Source organism: Candidatus Methylomirabilota bacterium (genome assembly GCA_027293415.1).
Lineage (GTDB): Bacteria > Methylomirabilota > Methylomirabilia > Methylomirabilales > CSP1-5 > CSP1-5.
In genome coordinates this window covers 13,045-28,999 of sequence record JAPUFX010000171.1, presented here as the reverse complement: position 1 = coordinate 28,999, position 15,955 = coordinate 13,045, and the positions used below count along the sequence as shown (strand labels likewise).

At 57.8% G+C, this 15,955-nt stretch carries 23 protein-coding genes and 2 tRNA genes; 1 reads left to right on the top strand and 24 read right to left on the bottom strand.

Annotated elements, in window-relative coordinates:
• The 12 genes from O6929_12075 to O6929_12020 all read right to left on the bottom strand — a co-directional run.
• On the bottom strand, nucleotides 1-369 hold a 369-nt coding region (locus O6929_12075; protein ID MCZ6481124.1), incomplete at its 3' end, for an ABC transporter substrate-binding protein.
• Between the two features lie 26 nt (nucleotides 370-395).
• On the bottom strand, nucleotides 396-737 hold the full coding sequence (locus O6929_12070; protein MCZ6481123.1) for a cytochrome c maturation protein CcmE: 342 nt from the start codon (nucleotides 735-737) through the stop codon (nucleotides 396-398).
• A gap of 179 nt (nucleotides 738-916) precedes the next feature.
• Nucleotides 917-1,108 carry a hypothetical protein gene (locus tag O6929_12065; GenBank protein ID MCZ6481122.1) on the bottom strand — a complete coding sequence of 64 codons (192 nt, stop codon included), beginning with the start codon at nucleotides 1,106-1,108 and terminating at the stop codon, nucleotides 917-919.
• Nucleotides 1,109-1,195: 87 nt separating this feature from the next.
• Nucleotides 1,196-2,143: a phosphoribosylaminoimidazolesuccinocarboxamide synthase gene (locus tag O6929_12060; GenBank protein ID MCZ6481121.1), complete on the bottom strand. Its 948-nt coding sequence runs from the start codon at nucleotides 2,141-2,143 to the stop codon at nucleotides 1,196-1,198.
• A 46-nt stretch (nucleotides 2,144-2,189) separates the two neighbouring features.
• Entirely contained in the window at nucleotides 2,190-2,897 is a 708-nt protein-coding gene (locus O6929_12055) for a TraR/DksA C4-type zinc finger protein (protein MCZ6481120.1), read from the bottom strand.
• Between the two features lie 97 nt (nucleotides 2,898-2,994).
• Complete coding sequence (locus O6929_12050) at nucleotides 2,995-3,360, bottom strand: Na-translocating system protein MpsC family protein (GenBank protein MCZ6481119.1); 366 nt, start codon at nucleotides 3,358-3,360, stop codon at nucleotides 2,995-2,997.
• A gap of 356 nt (nucleotides 3,361-3,716) precedes the next feature.
• A complete protein-coding gene (locus O6929_12045; GenBank protein ID MCZ6481118.1) occupies nucleotides 3,717-4,133 on the bottom strand; it encodes a DUF2294 domain-containing protein in 417 nt (138 codons plus the stop codon).
• A 902-nt stretch (nucleotides 4,134-5,035) separates the two neighbouring features.
• Complete coding sequence (locus tag O6929_12040; GenBank protein MCZ6481117.1) at nucleotides 5,036-5,170, bottom strand: hypothetical protein; 135 nt, start codon at nucleotides 5,168-5,170, stop codon at nucleotides 5,036-5,038.
• A 273-nt stretch (nucleotides 5,171-5,443) separates the two neighbouring features.
• On the bottom strand, nucleotides 5,444-6,058 hold the full coding sequence (locus O6929_12035) for a hypothetical protein (GenBank protein MCZ6481116.1): 615 nt from the start codon (nucleotides 6,056-6,058) through the stop codon (nucleotides 5,444-5,446).
• A 15-nt stretch (nucleotides 6,059-6,073) separates the two neighbouring features.
• The gene (locus O6929_12030) at nucleotides 6,074-6,307 is read right to left on the bottom strand and encodes a hypothetical protein (protein MCZ6481115.1); all 234 of its coding nucleotides are present in this window, start codon (nucleotides 6,305-6,307) and stop codon (nucleotides 6,074-6,076) included.
• A 6-nt stretch (nucleotides 6,308-6,313) separates the two neighbouring features.
• Nucleotides 6,314-6,688, bottom strand: coding sequence for a PilZ domain-containing protein (locus O6929_12025; GenBank protein ID MCZ6481114.1), 375 nt, complete (start codon nucleotides 6,686-6,688; stop codon nucleotides 6,314-6,316).
• 118 nt (nucleotides 6,689-6,806) lie between these two features.
• Nucleotides 6,807-7,166: a hypothetical protein gene (locus O6929_12020; protein ID MCZ6481113.1), complete on the bottom strand. Its 360-nt coding sequence runs from the start codon at nucleotides 7,164-7,166 to the stop codon at nucleotides 6,807-6,809.
• Nucleotides 7,167-7,345: 179 nt separating this feature from the next.
• Here O6929_12020 and O6929_12015 point away from each other — a divergent pair, with 179 nt between their 5' ends.
• A complete protein-coding gene (locus tag O6929_12015; GenBank protein ID MCZ6481112.1) occupies nucleotides 7,346-7,864 on the top strand; it encodes a helix-turn-helix transcriptional regulator in 519 nt (172 codons plus the stop codon).
• Nucleotides 7,865-7,880: 16 nt separating this feature from the next.
• Here O6929_12015 and O6929_12010 read toward each other — a convergent pair whose 3' ends face one another.
• From O6929_12010 to O6929_11955, 12 genes are all read right to left on the bottom strand, one after another.
• Nucleotides 7,881-8,408, bottom strand: a complete 528-nt coding sequence (locus tag O6929_12010) for an adenine phosphoribosyltransferase (GenBank protein ID MCZ6481111.1) — start codon at nucleotides 8,406-8,408, stop codon at nucleotides 7,881-7,883.
• A gap of 12 nt (nucleotides 8,409-8,420) precedes the next feature.
• A complete protein-coding gene (locus tag O6929_12005; protein MCZ6481110.1) occupies nucleotides 8,421-8,714 on the bottom strand; it encodes an acylphosphatase in 294 nt (97 codons plus the stop codon).
• A gap of 57 nt (nucleotides 8,715-8,771) precedes the next feature.
• Nucleotides 8,772-8,848: transfer RNA gene (locus O6929_12000), tRNA-Pro, on the bottom strand.
• A gap of 10 nt (nucleotides 8,849-8,858) precedes the next feature.
• A complete protein-coding gene (locus tag O6929_11995) occupies nucleotides 8,859-9,491 on the bottom strand; it encodes a protein-L-isoaspartate(D-aspartate) O-methyltransferase (protein ID MCZ6481109.1) in 633 nt (210 codons plus the stop codon).
• Nucleotides 9,492-9,613: 122 nt separating this feature from the next.
• Nucleotides 9,614-10,366 carry a 5'/3'-nucleotidase SurE gene (gene surE / locus O6929_11990; GenBank protein MCZ6481108.1) on the bottom strand — a complete coding sequence of 251 codons (753 nt, stop codon included), beginning with the start codon at nucleotides 10,364-10,366 and terminating at the stop codon, nucleotides 9,614-9,616.
• A gap of 66 nt (nucleotides 10,367-10,432) precedes the next feature.
• A tRNA-Pro gene (locus tag O6929_11985) sits at nucleotides 10,433-10,509 on the bottom strand.
• A 13-nt stretch (nucleotides 10,510-10,522) separates the two neighbouring features.
• Complete coding sequence (locus O6929_11980; GenBank protein MCZ6481107.1) at nucleotides 10,523-10,924, bottom strand: MerR family transcriptional regulator; 402 nt, start codon at nucleotides 10,922-10,924, stop codon at nucleotides 10,523-10,525.
• 18 nt (nucleotides 10,925-10,942) lie between these two features.
• Nucleotides 10,943-11,221, bottom strand: a complete 279-nt coding sequence (locus O6929_11975) for an integration host factor subunit alpha (GenBank protein MCZ6481106.1) — start codon at nucleotides 11,219-11,221, stop codon at nucleotides 10,943-10,945.
• 78 nt (nucleotides 11,222-11,299) lie between these two features.
• Nucleotides 11,300-12,004 (bottom strand): SPOR domain-containing protein, encoded by a 705-nt coding sequence (locus O6929_11970; GenBank protein ID MCZ6481105.1) that lies wholly within the window; start codon nucleotides 12,002-12,004, stop codon nucleotides 11,300-11,302.
• 453 nt (nucleotides 12,005-12,457) lie between these two features.
• Entirely contained in the window at nucleotides 12,458-13,774 is a 1,317-nt protein-coding gene (gene miaB, locus O6929_11965; GenBank protein ID MCZ6481104.1) for a tRNA (N6-isopentenyl adenosine(37)-C2)-methylthiotransferase MiaB, read from the bottom strand.
• Nucleotides 13,775-13,911: 137 nt separating this feature from the next.
• The gene (locus O6929_11960) at nucleotides 13,912-14,868 is read right to left on the bottom strand and encodes a dipeptide ABC transporter ATP-binding protein (GenBank protein MCZ6481103.1); all 957 of its coding nucleotides are present in this window, start codon (nucleotides 14,866-14,868) and stop codon (nucleotides 13,912-13,914) included.
• A 9-nt stretch (nucleotides 14,869-14,877) separates the two neighbouring features.
• The gene (locus O6929_11955; protein ID MCZ6481102.1) at nucleotides 14,878-15,855 is read right to left on the bottom strand and encodes an ABC transporter ATP-binding protein; all 978 of its coding nucleotides are present in this window, start codon (nucleotides 15,853-15,855) and stop codon (nucleotides 14,878-14,880) included.
• Between the last annotated feature and the right edge of the window lie 100 nt (nucleotides 15,856-15,955).

The following is a 15,955-nucleotide window of genomic DNA, read 5'->3' as shown; positions in this document are numbered from 1 at the left end:
TTTCTCGGTCACGGGTGCGATCGCCTTGGTGAGGCCCGAGCTGTACGGCCCCAGCATGAACTTAATGCCGTCCTGTACGATCAGCCGTTCAGCGAGCTGCGCGCCACGCGCCGGTGTCGACTCGTCGTCGTAGTACTTGATATCGATCTTGTAGGTCTTTCCGCCGACTTTGACGCCTCCCATCTCGTTGAGCCGCTTTTTGGCCAACTCGTAACCGTTTTTGGTGTGTTTGCCGTTGGTCGAGTACTTGCCGCTAAACGATAGGGCGGCTCCAAAAACGATGGTGTCGCCTACGACTTTCGCGCTGGCAGGCATTACTACGACAAGAACCAACGCGGCAGCAGCCAAGCCCACGCAGGTAAAGTTCATGAATTTTTTCAACATGATTCTCCTCCTCATGGCTTTGTTAGCACACTACCCGATCTTCCCGAAAGGAAGTCCCGGGTCAGGCCGTCTCTCACAAACCACGCTCGCATTATCACCCCCCATATAATGTTGAGTTGAAATTCGTATTTCAATGTCTCGGGCTTGTGGACCAGCGAGCCCTCGACCACCACCCCCCTGAGCCGGATCCGCTGGCTCCCCCGTACCGCCGCCTGCGCCTGCAGTTCGCTCGGCGTGTAAAAGTAGACCAAGGCCTGCTCGGTCCCCGTCCAGATCAGGTAGCCGCACGCCCCCCGATGATTACCCCACCAATCAGCAGCCGTCGGGTCCGCCCACTCATGGAACCTCCTCAGCCCGCGCTGCCGCCGCCCGGTCTAGCTGCGCCCGCCACTTCCGAAGCCATACCCCTAGACTCCACCGGTACCCGACCAGCGCGAGCGCGCCACCGGACCATGGACCTGCGGGTCCAAGACCGCTGCCCGATGGTCCGCCTGGAACCGAATGACACCCTCTTCGTACAATCCCTGTACCTCTAGTTCCCCCGGGCGATTTCCCCGAACCCCGCCGGGCCAGAGCCGAGGAGGAGGAGGAAGGAGGGTTCGGCGATGGGGGCCGGGGGGACCGCATCGGCCCGCATGATGACTTCGCTTCCGTCGGTAAAGGTGGCCCTAAGAACAATCCGGCCCCTATTGTTTTTGGCTTCCAGTCCTCGACCGAGCCCCACAGGGCGTCCCCCACGCGGCTGTTGAGACGCCTCGACGACCGAGAAGGGCTTTCGAACGTGAGATCGCTTCAGTTTTACGCTATACCGTTACAAAGCGACGGGAGAACGCCCGGTCAGCCGCTCCAGGGCCTCGAGGTAGCGGGCCCTTATTTGGGCGACAACTTCCGGCGGGAGCGCAGGGCCCGGGGGCCACTCGTCCCACCCCACCGCCTCCAGATAGTCGCGGATGTACTGCTTGTCGAAGCTGGGCTGAGGCCGGCCTGGCACGTACCCGTCCTTGGGCCAGAACCGGGAAGAGTCCGGGGTCAGAACTTCATCGATCAGCATCAACTCGCCGGTTTCGTCGTCAAAGCCGAACTCGAATTTTGTATCAGCGACGATGATCCCACGCTCCGCGGCGAAAGCGTGCGCCCGCTCGTAAATCGCTACGCTAAGGTCCCGCACCCGTTCCGCTACCTTCGAGCCGATCCGGACCGCCGCTTGGTCAAATGTGATGTTCACATCGTGCTCGCCGTACTCCCCCTTCGTCGAGGGGGTAAAGAGCGGGGGATCGAGGCGCGACGATTCGACGAGCCCGGCGTGGACCTTCATGCCGCAGACCGATCCGGTCTGCCGGTACTCCTCCCACGCCGAGCCTGCGAGGTAGCCCCGGACGATGCACTCCACCGGGAGAGGGTTTGCCTGCCTCACCAGCATGCTCCTGCCAGCGAGTAGCGGCGGGTAAGGGCGGCAGGGCGGTGGAAACTCCTCGACGTCCGTCGAGAGGAGGTGGTTCGGGACGATATCGGCGGTCCGCTCGAACCAGAAGCGAGAGAGCTGGGTCAGGATCTTCCCCTTGTCGGGGATCGCAGTGGGGAGCACGACGTCGAAGGCCGAAATCCTATCGGTGGCCACGATCAGGAGCCGGTCGCCGAAATCGTAAATGTCTCGCACCTTTCCTCGCCTCGGGGCCGGGAGGCCCGGCAGATTCGTCTCCATCACCACAGTTTCCTCTGCCACGTCTTTCGGTGTTCCTTTCCTACGTTGTTCTGCCATTTCTTCTCCTCACCCCCGCGTGTTAGATTCCCGACGCATGACCCGCCTAGACCGCCCTGGCCATCATAACCGGGGGAGTGGATAAATCGTGGCGATTCCCGTGGTGTCTTTGCGGCACGGGCCGCAGAGACGATTGCCTAGCCCGAGGCTCTCGAACGGCCGCTCGCACCTCAGGCAGGGAAGCACCCTCCAAACACTTCTCCGGTGATTGAAGGACACCAAGTACCTCCCTTTTCTCTTCGAGGGCGTCCGCCTGGCCCATTTGGAGCCGTCGCTCGTCAGGATCCTCGTTGTCATCGCACACTCCCACTCCTCGATCTGACCGCTCCCCTGATAGCCTCGTTACACCGTCAAGCTCGGCGTCTCGTTCCTTCTCGCTCTTGTCATGGCAGGGGAGGCAGTACGCAGCATCGGGCATCGCCTCGAGCCGCTTGGCAGGGATATCCATGCCACAACCTTCGCAGATCCCGTAGCTCCCATTCATGAGCTTCCGGTAGGCCCTGTCCAACTGGGCGACCCTCGCGAGGAGCTTTTCCCGGGTCGTCCACTGCAGGTCATTTCTGAATGAATCTGCCGCCATGTCAAGCATGTCGGTGTTCCTGACATGGCCCTCATGTGTGTTCCGAATCGCGGGGGACGTGTCGGACCCGTCGAGGCGGAGGAATCGCTTCCTCAAGCTCCTCCTCTCCTCGAGTAACCTCCTTACGAGGGCCTGCGTGACCTCCCGTTTCCCCCCGATGGGTTCCTCTTTCATCTCTCAGTACGTTCTTGCTACTTCTGCCCGCCTGACGCTTAAGGACCAGACGATCGCCGGCCCCCGTCTCGGAGCCTCAGGGCAACCGCGGCCATTCTCACGGTTCCCGCTCTACCGCCGCCGCCGCCTCTCCCAGCGTCAGGAAATACACGCATTCGTTTCGGGAGAGATCGATGACCACACGTGGATCCACCATACGGCGCTGGCAGGCCCCCTGAATGACGACCCGCAGGAGCGGATAGAAGTTTTCAAAGATTCGCTCGTAGTAGGTGGTCAGGACCTGCCGATACTTCCAGCGTCCCACCATGGCTGCCTCGGCCTGCGACAGGAAGCCCCGGATGTGGAGGACGATCAGCTCCGACTGTTGCACCACCGCAATCACCTGTGGATTGACTCGGAGCTTGGACTGGAAGAAGTCACGAGCGATATCTGCCAACCGTTGTTCAAGGCTGTAGATCTTCATCGCGGAAGCTCCTCTTCCGGTACCGGTCTGATCCCCATCAATGAAGCGAAACAAAAAGCCGGTACCCCGTATTAAGGCACCGGCTCACCTTCCAGCTGGCTTCCCCACTTCTGGGGTGCCCTCTGACCAGTCCGCCTGGGAACCCTCAGATCTGCTTTCTACGCCGAGGCCTCGCCCTGGCCTCTTTCGCCCACTCCAGCACTGCCTTCCCAGAAAATAAATGGGCCGACATCTGCTCCCGTTGGGATTCGAGATCGACCCCCGCTGCCCCCGGCCGCCCTTTCAGGACTGCCGCTGGCCCCGTTTGCTCTTCAACGTATCAGTTATTGAGAGAAAAGCACCTTCCTCTTCGACTGTCAAGCTTTTTGGAAAGCCCTCTTCAGGGGCCAACGGTCCCTTCCCTCTTGGTAGAACTGTCTCTCGAGGTCTTCGCTGACGACGAAGAGAATGATCCTCTCCCCCGTCCTGGTGCTCAGATCCGAATGCATGCTGATGACATCGCAGCCGGCCAGATCTTTCATGACCCGGTACAGCAGCTCCCGGCCACCTTCCAGCAGCTTTGCTCGTACCTCCTTCAGCAATTCGATCCCCTCGACCTTGATCAACTGCTGCTCCGCCGGAGTCAATATTCCCTTGAGCCTCACCAGAATCATGTCCCGGACCACATAGGTTCTGGCGTCCGCAGGTCCACGGCCCATGTACTCCAGCTCGAATTTGATGAGAGCTTTGCTGATTTCGGCTTCGAGCTGTCCCTTAGTCCGCTTCGAAACCACCTCAGACCCCTACTATCTTTGGTCTTGCACCTCTTCGGAGAAGGCATCCGCGGACGAAAACACCTGGAAGATACCTCACTCGCCCTCGCGGGTCAACTCTTCGTATGCTGGGGGGAACAATACGGTCGAATCAGCTCCGGCTTCGCCCTCGCGCTTGCTGTCTTTCATACTTGAGCCAGGAGAAGGCTGGGAGGTGGGAAGTTTTCGGCATGCGCGAGAAGGGCGCTCCTTTGGCGCGGCTACGGGGGAAAACGAACAAACAGGGGGGGGCAGGGAAGCATCTAGATAGGGCCGGGAGGCACAATCTCCCATAAACAACCGCTCGGTTCTATATGCCGACCCATTTGTTTGTGCTCAGTCTCCCGTGGCGGGCGACCGGAGGTGGCTATAGGGGCATGCGCGTGCCTACGGAGCCGCTAGACTTTTCCTTCTTCCAGCATGTCGAAGCAGCAGGAAGCTCACCGGGGGCGTCAGCTCTTGCTACCATGCTGCTACCACAACACCCCGCACCAGGAGCACCCAGGCGCACCATCGGTCAGTCCAAATCCTCGGGTTTTTGTGGGGATAGGTCTTCCTAGGTCTGCTCAGGTTGTTCCGGGGGATAATTCGTAATCAGCAGGTCGGCGGTTCAACGCGGTCCGGTGGCTATATGGTGTCCATTTGGTGTCCAGAACTGGCAGAAGAGAGGGTAAAGTAGAGACATAAAGGAAAGCGCGAAGGTGTCGATAAAAAAGGGGATTGCAGGTTTGGCGCGGACTTCCCTGCAACCCCCTTTTTCGACTTAGGAAACCTCTGCTCTGTCCACCTGAGCTACAGGCCCATGAGCATTTCGGGCGGCCACCTCTTCCGGTGTTGTGAATAGCATTGTGGAACAAGCCGCTCGACGGCTTCTGCCTTATCCATCATAATTCCTTTCTGCTCCCATACGTATACTTCAGATATTCAAAAAGTACGATTACGCCACAGATAACAAAAAACCCGATTATGAACCTGGACAGGCTCAGCCCCTTCACACCGCCAGCAAGGTATATATCCACATCCTCTCCTTTGTTGGGGGTCCAACAATGCTTCCATCAAACATACACTGAGACCCAGCGCCGTTCTCCATCGTAAGGGATTGGAGGGCCTTCCGCAAGACGGATTTGTGAGGCTACGTCTGGTGAGAGAGGAGTTGGCGTCTTTCTCCAACACCGTCGAGGTTCACCGCTTCAGGTCGACGATGTCCCTAGGTGAGTGACTCGGAGTGAGCGGCTTGAGGTTGCTCCCTTCCAAAGCAGCAGGTACGGGTGAGATTTTGGAGGGTCTTTTACTTATAGGGTCTCGGGCTGGAGGTCCTCAACCGCCTGCTTGAGGATCCGATCCACTTCCGCCACAGAAGCATCCGTTGCCCTGAGCATAAGCGCAAGGACCCTTCCGAAGATACCCATAGGGTAATGGGTGACTTCGATGCCGTGTTTCTGAAGGGTAAGCGCCACTTGTCGGGCGAACAGCCGACGCGCCGTTTCTCGAGGCTGGCCAGGCACGGGCAGTTCTTGCTTTTGGGCGATCTCAAGGGCATGCTGGAGGGTATTGAGCTGGAGTTCCAGATTTCGGAGGAACAGGCCTGCATCCGGACGCTCCTGCTCCAGGAGTATCGTGGAGATGAGATCGGAGGTGTCCAAATCGGTAACACTCAAGAGCAGCCTCAGGCGCGTCAACGCAGCATACCTTTCATCTAACGCCATGCGAATTTCGCTGGGCATCCTCTGTCGCCGTTCCTGGACAGACCAGGTTTTGAATAGAGCCGCCCAGTGCTCGAGCTCGGCCACTAAGTCCCCGTTATGTCCCATATGGGACCGCAGTTCGCGGCGTGTGTTGGCATCGAAAGTCAAGAGATCTAAGGAATCCTCGCTGTCGTACCGAACCTTCGACTTCACTCTTGTCATCAGAGCCTCCCTCCTCTATCTTTCCCGTAGACTTTGAGCACCCACCTGGCTTTCCTGGTATCCTCTGACGAATTTTTCTATCCGGTCCAGGCCATTGGCTGTCTCTTGGCGGCTGCTCTGCACGATCTGCTGCAGCTTCCCGATCTGGGCCCGGATATCGCCACCGGCCCGTTGATAGGCCAGAAGCGAAATCACCAGAGCTGCCGTACTCATGAGCAGGGTGATAAACGTCAAAGCACGCGAAATCATATTGTGTCATCCTCCGTCGGTGTTAAACGAAGTCAGGGAAGAAAGGGGGTCGAGACTTTCATCAAGTAGTCGTCGGGCATCTTCTGAAACTGCCGAAAACTCGAGCCCCGTCCGATAAACATGCTCGCGCTCGCCGGTGGGGCGAACCTCATAGCGGTAGATTGCCGATCGGACTACGCGGCACCTCAGACTGACCTCCTGCCCATCGATAGAAAGCGTCAAAAACGAGAGCGTCCCGGGTCGGACGAGATTCGAATGTTCGATCAATGCCCCCCCCGGACTCATATCGAGGATGGAGGCCTCGTGGTTGGAGGTAATCCGCCCAGTGAGCCTCTTCCCCAATTGACACCGCAAATGGCGTCGCCTGTCTCCTGTTTCCATGTGCATGAGCCTCCGCGTGCTTTTTGAGCTTACTCTCTTTCTTTCCGTCAGGTGAGAAAAGGATCTTCCATGTCTCCCACCATGAAGTCGAACGCAAATCCTCCTCTCGCGCGGGTGCCTACTGCCAGTTCGAATCATCCACGTCAGGCACATCAGGACCATAAGGAGGAACATCTCCGACGAAGCTGACCGATTCGTTTCCCCTCAGGTTGTCAGGCGTAATGGACCAGGTTCCGCGGCAGGTAGTACTGACCAGCTCATGGGTACTCTTTGGTCCCACGAATATCCGGGTATAGATGCTCCCGACTCCGCCGAGGACGCAGAAGACTGTCTTGAAGGGGAAATAGATTATTGACCCTACCACACTTCCAGTCCCGAGGCCGATCTGCTCCAGGGTGCTTTCATCGGACTTCGCCAAACCCACCGTGCTTTGTGCGACGAGGAAGAACCCCACGACAATTGCCACGATCCATTTCATCTCGTCTTACCTCCTTTTCCCCGTTCCTTGCACCATCCCTATCCTGCCCTCCAATAGGTGCGATCACTCGTAGCGAATGCCTGGGAAGACATAATCTTTTATGCTAATATATATAGTCAATATGTGTATGTCAAGAGAAATTTGACAAGCCCGGTCATTTGATATACCTTAGTGAAATCATGGCAGGGGAAAGCAGCGCCAGAAAGGTCGGTCGCAGAATTCGAGGCGTTTTGGGGGCCAAGGGGTGGCGTAAGGCAGACCTGATAGCCCGTTCAGGCCTTAAGCAGGCTTCTGTCTACGAGTGGCTGCGAGGTGAGTCCGAACCTCGAGGCGAGGCGCTCAGCAAGCTTGGCCAGGCCCTCGAGGTTTCAACCGACTATTTGCTGGGATCAGATATGACGTACGACGAGTTAAGCCCAGGAGAGGTTGCAGCACGAGAAAGCCTGCGCTTGTGCCTTCGAGATCTCGGTATCGGTCCAGCCCACGCTGAGTACCTGTTGTACCAGGAACTCGCCGCCAGTGAAGGAGCCCCAAAAACCGTCACGGGGTGGCACGATCTCATCACAAAGGTTCTACCAAAAGTGAATGAGCACGTCAGAGCGAGGACGCGAAGCCGTGAAGGTGACAGGGCTGGCCGGGTCCTTCCGCTGAAAGCGAAGGGAACGTCCCGGGCCGAAGGAAAGAAATCAACTCCCTGAGGATGGTCCTGAGAGATTAATATTGGATAAGTGAGAAAAGGGGATAATTGTCAAGCTTTTCTCGCCCCTTGAGAAATGTCAACTCGACCAGGAAGGTCAGCTCCATAATCTCACCACCCAGCTTCTTCACCAGGTCGACCGCCGTCATCACGGTTCCCCCGGTTGCCAGCACGTCGTCGGCGATGAGGACCCGCATTCCCGGTTGAATAGCGTCCTCATGGATCTCTAGAGTATCTGTACCATACTCCAGTTGATACACCGCCTGGTGCGTCTTAAAGGGGAGCTTTCCTGCCTTTCGGATCACCACATGCCCCAGGCCAAGTTTGTACGCCAAGGCGGAGGCGATAATAAATCCCCGCGCTTCGATGCCCACGACGACGTCAATCCCCCGGTCTCGATACCGATCTCCAATCAGATCGACCGCCGTCCGGAAGGCCTGCGCATCTGCAAGTAGAGGGGTAATATCCTTAAAAACAACACCCGGTTTAGGGAAATCTGGAATATCGCGAATTTTTTCTTTGAGGTGGTTGATCGTGTCCCCCATAGCCTGGTTCCTCTATCCTCCAAAAAAGCGTACAGCGAACCCGGAGAACCGTCCTGTATGGGGCCCCCAGGTCTCCTCTACCCTCTCCACGCGGGCCCCGCGCGGGCCCTGATTCAACTGCCAGAGAAGTTCTTGCAAGGTATTCCTCTCCCCCTCGGCCATGACCTCAACGCTGCCGTCGGTACAATTCATGACGTACCCGGAAACCCCCATTTCCTCAGCCACACGCTCAGTGAAAAAGCGGAACCCGACCCCTTGGACCCTGCCGATGACCCGAGCCTTGAGGGATGCCTTTTGGGAATCCATCTCGAGAAGAAGACGAGCGGGTTTGGCCCGAACGTCCAAGCCCATGGAGCGGGTGATTGGTCGGGGCGGCCGGATTTGAACCGGCGACCCCTTGGTCCCGAACCAAGTGCGCTACCAGGCTGCGCTACGCCCCGACATCGACAATCACGCGTTCCCCTCCTCTTCCTCGTCCCATCCGTGCTCGCCCACCAGTTTCACGAAGACGCAACCGACGAGCTCTTCCTGCTCGATCTCCTCCTCTTTTTTGAGCACCCGGCGAAGGGTTTGCGCATGAGGGGGTCCCACAGGTATAACCAGCCGCCCTCCAACCTGAAGCTGCTCCACGAGAGGGCGAGGAATGGTTGGAGAGCCAGCCGTTACGATAATCGCCCGAAAAGGAGCAGCTTCAGGCCACCCCAGGCTTCCATCGCCGACTCGGGTGGAGATGTTATCGTAATCGAGCCGCGCCAGGGCATTCCCAGCACGCTCAGCCAAGGAGGGGATACGCTCGATCGAATAGATCCAATCGGCCAATTCTGCCAGCACCGCGGTCTGATATCCCGACCCCGTGCCGATCTCGAGAACCCTTTCGTCTCCCACGAGGCCGAGAGATGCGGTCATTATGGCAACCATGTAAGGCTGAGAGATCGTCTGCCCCTCTCCGATCGGCAGGGGGGAGTCTTCGTAGGCCTGACGCGCAAGGGAAGGGTCAACGAAAACGTGGCGGGGGATTTTGTGCATCGCCGCCAGAACCCGTGCATCCCGGATGCCCCGGCGTTCCAGCTGTTCCTTAACCATACGCTCCCTGGCTGGGGCGTAGTCGGTGGCAGCCTCCCCCCACCCGTCCCCGTTCGATCCTCCAGCGCGGGGATCCCCCTTCGGCTCGAACTGTGCCCAAGACCAAGGCAAAAGAGACCCCGTCACTCTAGGGAACCCTCCCAGTTCTTCAGGGCCTCGGTTGCAATGTAGTTGGTCAGGTCGAGGTGAAGAGGAGTGATGGAAACCTTGCCCTCCACCACCATTTCATAGTCGGTCCCCCCCAGATGCTCCCAGGTGGGTTCCCCTCCCCCAATCCAGTAATAGGTCTTCCCCCGCGGGTCAATTTTTTCCACGATGAGTTCGTTGTAACTCCGCTTTCCCTGCCGGGTGACCTTTACTCCATTCAACTCTCCGGGGGGGACGTTGACGTTTAACAAAGTGTCCGGAGGGAGACCTCGTTCCAGGATAACCACGGCTAGGCGTGCTGCGAAAGCCGCCGCGGCACTCAAATCCTGCCTCAGGGGTTCGACCGCCGAGATGGCAAAAGAAGGAATACCTAGGAGTGTTCCCTCAAACGCGGCAGAAACGGTACCAGAGTACGTGATATCGTCACCCAGATTTGCCCCGAGATTGATTCCCGAGGCCAGGAGGTCTGGCTTTTCCTTGAGTATTCCCATGACCCCGAGCGGCACGCAGTCGGTCGGGGTGCCATCCACTGCGTACCAACGGGGGGCAATTTCCGTGGCCCGGAGGGGCTTGTGGAGCGTGAGTGCGTGCCCAGCTGCACTCCGCTCTCGATCGGGAGCGATCACATGCACCTCTCCGATCTCTTCCAGGGCCGCGGCTAACGCCTTAAGCCCAGGGGAGTAGATACCGTCATCGTTGGTGACCAGGATTATCGGCCGTTCTGGCATGATGCTCTAAGAATTGGAAAGGAGGGAACCCTGCAGGACTCATGGTATGCCCATCAACATGGGTGCTGGTCGGGGCGACCCGATTCGAACGGGCGACCACTGGCCCCCCATGCCAGTGCGCTACCAGGCTGCGCTACGCCCCGACTTGCAGGGAAGCTATGATCGATCCAAAAGCGTTCCAAGGGCCTCCAGTCCCTCCCGGATTCGTCGAACCTGCTCGAGGAGATTCGCTGGCTCCGTCTCTTCTTGAAGCCGGCGTCTCGCTCCGGCGATGGTGTAACGTAGATCGTACAAGAGCTCCTTGACCTTGAAAATGATTTCGATGTCCCGCTTCCGGTAGAGCCGTTGGCCCGTTCCGCTCTTCTTCGGTTGGAGAAGGGGGAACTCCGACTCCCAATACCGCAAAATATAGGGCTGGACTCCGGTGAGGCGAGCCACCTCACCGATCCGGAAATACAGCTTGTCCGGAATCGGCTCCTTCCTCCGAACCTCCCTCAGGAGTCCCCGCCTGGCCTCCCGCCGAGCCGAGGAAAGGTTTCTCCGTGTCTGGTTCGCCACCCTCTTCATCCTCTAGGGCTAGCCCTGGACGTTTACGGACTGCTGAAGGGCCTTGCCCGGCTTGAATTTGAGTATCTTGCGGGCAGAGATAACTATCTCCGATCCCGTTTGGGGATTCCGTCCTTTTCGGGCTCGCTTGGCCCGGACTTGAAAAGATCCGAATCCAACCAATTGGATCTTCTCCCCTTTACTCAAGGCATCCTTGATGGCCTCGAAGGTAGCCTCCACCGCCTCCATTGCCTGTTTTTTGGTTAACCCTTTCTCTGCCACGAGCGCAGCGAGGTCTGCTTTGGTCATCTTTTACCCTCCTTTTCTCTTCGGCCCCTGAGGACCCGTCAACACGCCTCCCCTTCCGTGGGTCCTAGGAGAAGCAATTTATCTCTTTACAATAATCGGGGCAAATCCCTGCTTTTTGAGAGCCTCAAGAGATTTGAAGGCCTCAGCGCGACTCTCGTACTCCCCGACCCGCACCTGATGCACCGAAGTGGGCACCGCCTTGGAGTCAATCTTGGGGGTGTACTTCTTCTCTTGGAGAGTATGGGCTAAGTCGATAGCCCTGTTCAGATTATAGTATGACCCGACCTGCAGACGAAACTTTCCGTCCCCACCCTGGACTAGGTTTGAGGGAAAGCCATCCACGTTCAGTCTCCTGGCCATCCGCTCTGTTTCTTCGTGGCTGCTAAAGTCTCCCACGTAGACGCGATGCTGGGAAATCGGGGCAGTAGTCATGTGAACAACCGGAGTGTATCCAAGCTCTTCCAGTTGGTTCTTGAGAGCCAAAGCATTTTGATTTATGACCAAAGAGGCGACTTGAACAGTAAACTGCCCCCTCCCCTGGACTGGATTGGCCTGAAGCTTTGGGCTGGAAGGTTTCTGTGTGCGAGTCTGTGTTGGGGGTTTTTCTGCACGAGGTACCGTTTCAGTTCGCTTTGGTCGCTCCTGCACGGCCTCAGCCGATTTGACCCTTTCGGGGCGGCTTTCGTTTGGCTGAGGGCGCTCGCGCGGGCCCTCCGCTGGTCTGATCTGTTTCGGCGGCGCCTCTGTCCGGGGACTTTTCGCTTTCCGAAGGGCCCCTCCCATCCGCTGCTTTGGCTCGGGTACCTTCGTTGCCACCTGCGGTCTCTGTACCTCTGGCTTTGCCATCGGGGGTGTAATGGGCTTCGGGGGAGACGTGGTCGGGCTGGCCCTCCGTGCGGTCCGCGGAGAGGGCGGCGGCGGTGTTACCTCTTGAAAATAGGTGGTATACAAGTATGCGGCACCTAAAAGAAGTACCCCAATTCCACCGATGATCGCCAATCGCTTGGCCTGAGGGCTGAGCCTTTCCGGGGGAGTGGCACTCCCTCCTTGGGGGGTGGGAGCGCCAGGCAGAAAATTATACTTTTTCATAGACTCTTCTTGAAGAATGTCGGCTCAACCATATGTATCATAGCGAGAAGCACTATCCCGTGTCAAACCTTTTCTTTACCGCCTGTTACGGCCTCCCCCCGCTTGTCCGGGGGGCGACAAAGCAAAATCAAGGCTACATGGAAGGACTTATCGACTTTTTGCTTTAAGGTAGTGGCTATAAGCCTCAGTGATAACAGCAGAAACCGTAAGGCCGGGTGGGAGGTATTCTTCCGAGAAGTGGACGAGTTGATTCCGCCGGCTTCGCCCCGTAGCTGAGCGTTGGAGTTTTGTGTTTGGTCCCTCTTCCACCAAGACCTCTTCGATCGTGCCCACTCGTCCCGTATTCTGCTCTAACGCAATCTGATCATGGCGTTTGAGGAGCAGATTTAACCGATCGGTCTTGACCTCTTCCGGGACCTGATGAGGATGGATCGCGGCAGGGGTGAGGGGCCGAGGTGAGTACTTGAAGGCAAAGAGACTATCAAAGCGAACCTCCTCTAAGAGGCTCAGCGTTTCACGAAAATCCTCTTCGCTTTCCCCAGGAAAGCCGACGATAAAGTCAGTAGAGAGAGCAATGTCCGGTACCACCTCTCTCAGCGCCCGCGCTTTTACCAAATAGTCCTCTCGGGTATAGAGCCGGCCCATGCGCTTTAGCACCCGGTCGGAGCCTGCCTGAACCGGCAGATGCAGGTGTTCGCAGACGCTATCCAAGCTGGCAATTGCCTCAATGAGATCCGGGGTAAGATCCTTCGGGTGAGAGCTCATGAAGCGAACCCGAATTCTTCCTCCTGACAAGGTATCGATCGCTTTGAGAAGGTCAGAAAAACGTGTCCGGGGTTTCAAATTCTTGCCGTATGCGTTGACGGTCTGCCCGAGCAGGGTGATTTCTTTGTATCCCTGTCTCAACAACTCTTCTACCTCTGCCATGATATCCCCGGGAGGACGGCTCCGCTCCGGTCCTCGGGTATACGGGACGACACAGAAGGTACACAGGTAATTGCAACCCTCCATGATGCTGACCCAGGCTTTGCACGTACTCTCCCGCCGAGGACGGGGAGATTGAGTGTAGAGGGGGAGCGGCTCCTTCGGCCGAGGAAGAACCGGTCCGTTGGAACCGCCTTTCAGGAGACTTGGGATACGGTATATCATGGCTCCGGGGCCGGCTACCAGGTCGAGATAGGGAAAACGCGTCTTCAGCCTCTCTCCCTCTCGCTGAGCTAAGCAGCCACAGAGGCCGATTTTGAGGCGAGGGTTTTGTGCCTTAAGCCTCTGAAAGGTACCGAGAAGGCTGTAGACCTTATGCTCGGCTTTCTCTCGGATGCTACAGGTATTGAGGAGGATGAGGTCTGCGTCCTCCGCCGTCTCCGTGAGATCGAAGCCCTCCTCGGCGAGAACGCCGGCGATCTTCTCTGAGTCTGCTTCATTCGCCTGACAACCAAACGTGATCAGCTTTAGTTTTGCCATGTTCCACCCGTCCGGTTATGGGTGTGCATATATCATAGCACCGTTTGCGCACGCAAGAGAATCCGACGCGCGAACCAACGTCCACCCTGCCCTAGCCGACGGATCTTCATCACAGGTCGTCTGGCTTGTCTCGTCTCTCAGTACAAGTGGCAGCTCACCCAATGACCGGAGGAAACCTCTCGGAGGACCGGTGCCTCCTGATCGCACCGCTCAAACCGTTTGGGGCAGCGGGGATGGAACCGGCAGCCGGATGGTATATGGATGGGACTGGGCGGATCCCCTTCGACGACAATCCGCTGCTTCTTAGTTTGAGGATCTGTCACCGGGATGGCGGACAGGAGTGCCTGGGTATAAGGATGCAGAGGGTTCTGGTAAAGCTCATCCCCCTCCGCTATCTCCACAATCTGACCGAGGTACATGACGGCGACCCGATCGCTGATGTGCTTTACCACCCTAAGGTCGTGAGCAATGAAAAGGTAGGTCAGCCCGAGTTCCGTTTGGAGATCCTGGAAGAGATTGATGACCTGCGCCTGAATGGAGACGTCTAAGGCGGAGACCGGCTCGTCCGCAATCAAGAATTCCGGTTCCACCGCCAGTGCCCGGGCAATCCCGATCCGCTGTCGTTGGCCGCCGCTGAACTCATGGGGATAGCGGCCCATATGTTCCCGGCCGAGTCCCACCATTTCCAAAAGCTCTGCCACCCGGTTTTTCTTTTCCGTTCCTTTGGCGAGTCCGTGGATGGTCAGCCCCTCCCCCACGATCTCCTCCACCGGCATCCGGGGGTTCAAGGAGGAATAGGGATCCTGGAAGACGATCTGCATCTTGCGACGGAGCTGGCGCATTTCCTCCTTGTTCGTCTGGAAGACAGACGTCTTCCCAAAATAGACCTCCCCGGCAGTCGGCTCGACAAGCCTGAGGATGAGGCGTGCGAGGGTCGATTTGCCGCACCCGGACTCCCCCACCAGGCCCAAGGTCTCGCCACGGCGGATCTCAAAGCTCACCCCGTCCACCGCGCGTAGCGCGACCCGCTCCCCAACCCCCCTTTTGACGGGGAAGTATTTCCTCAGATCTTTGACCTCAAGCAACGGATCCATCTGTCGTGACTATGCCAGGATGCAACGGGCCCAGTGTCCTGGACGCACCTCTCGAAGCTCCGGCTCCGTCGGCCAACATTCCGCTATCACCTTCGGACACCGGGGTGCAAACTTGCATCCGCGGGGGAGCTCCAGGAGATTAGGGACTAGACCGGGGATGGCCACCAGGCGTTGTCGCCCCTTTCCGGCCTCTAACTTGGGCAAGGATTCTAAGAGGCCGCGGGTGTAAGGATGAAGGGGGTTGTCAAAGAGTTGCTGAACAGAGGCCTCCTCCACCACCCGGCCTGCATACATCACCACCACCCTTTCGGCGGTTTCCGCGACGACCCCGAGATCGTGCGTGATGAGTAGGACTGCCATTTTCATCTCCTCCTTGAGAGCGAGGAGGAGCTCAAGGATCTGCGCCTGAATGGTCACGTCAAGCGCCGTGGTGGGCTCGTCTGCGATCAGGAGCTTCGGATTCAAGGCGAGTGCCATGGCTATCATCACGCGCTGACGCATTCCCCCTGAAAGCTGGTGAGGATACTCTTGCGCGCGCCGGGCAGGATCAGGAATTTTAACCCGCCTGAGGCCTTCAATAGCTCGCTCCCACGCCTCCCGCTTGGAAACCTTTTGGTGGTGTCGGATCCCTTCTGCCACTTGCTCCCCCACGGTAAAGACCGGGTTGAGAGAGGTCATGGGCTCTTGAAAGATCATGGAGATGACCCTGCCGCGAATCGCGCGGATTTCCTCTTCTGGCAGACGTACTAGGTCTTTTCCCTCCAGTGAGATCGTCCCACCAACAATCCTTCCCGGGGGGTCAGGGATCAATCGGAGGATCGAAAGCGCGGTCACCGTCTTCCCACAGCCAGACTCGCCAACGAGGCCAAGTGTCTCCCCGGGGCGGATGCTCAGGTTGATACCATCCACTGCCCGCACGACCCCCTCTTCCGTGAAGAAGTGAGTTTGTAAGTCCTCCACAGTCAAAAGCGTACCGTTGGTTCTCATCGGTTAGTGCCGCTCCAAGTACTTGTGCCAACTTGTTCGCTGCACTTGCACTCACTCACCCCATCCTTAGCAACATTGCAGGTCCTTCACACACATTCGG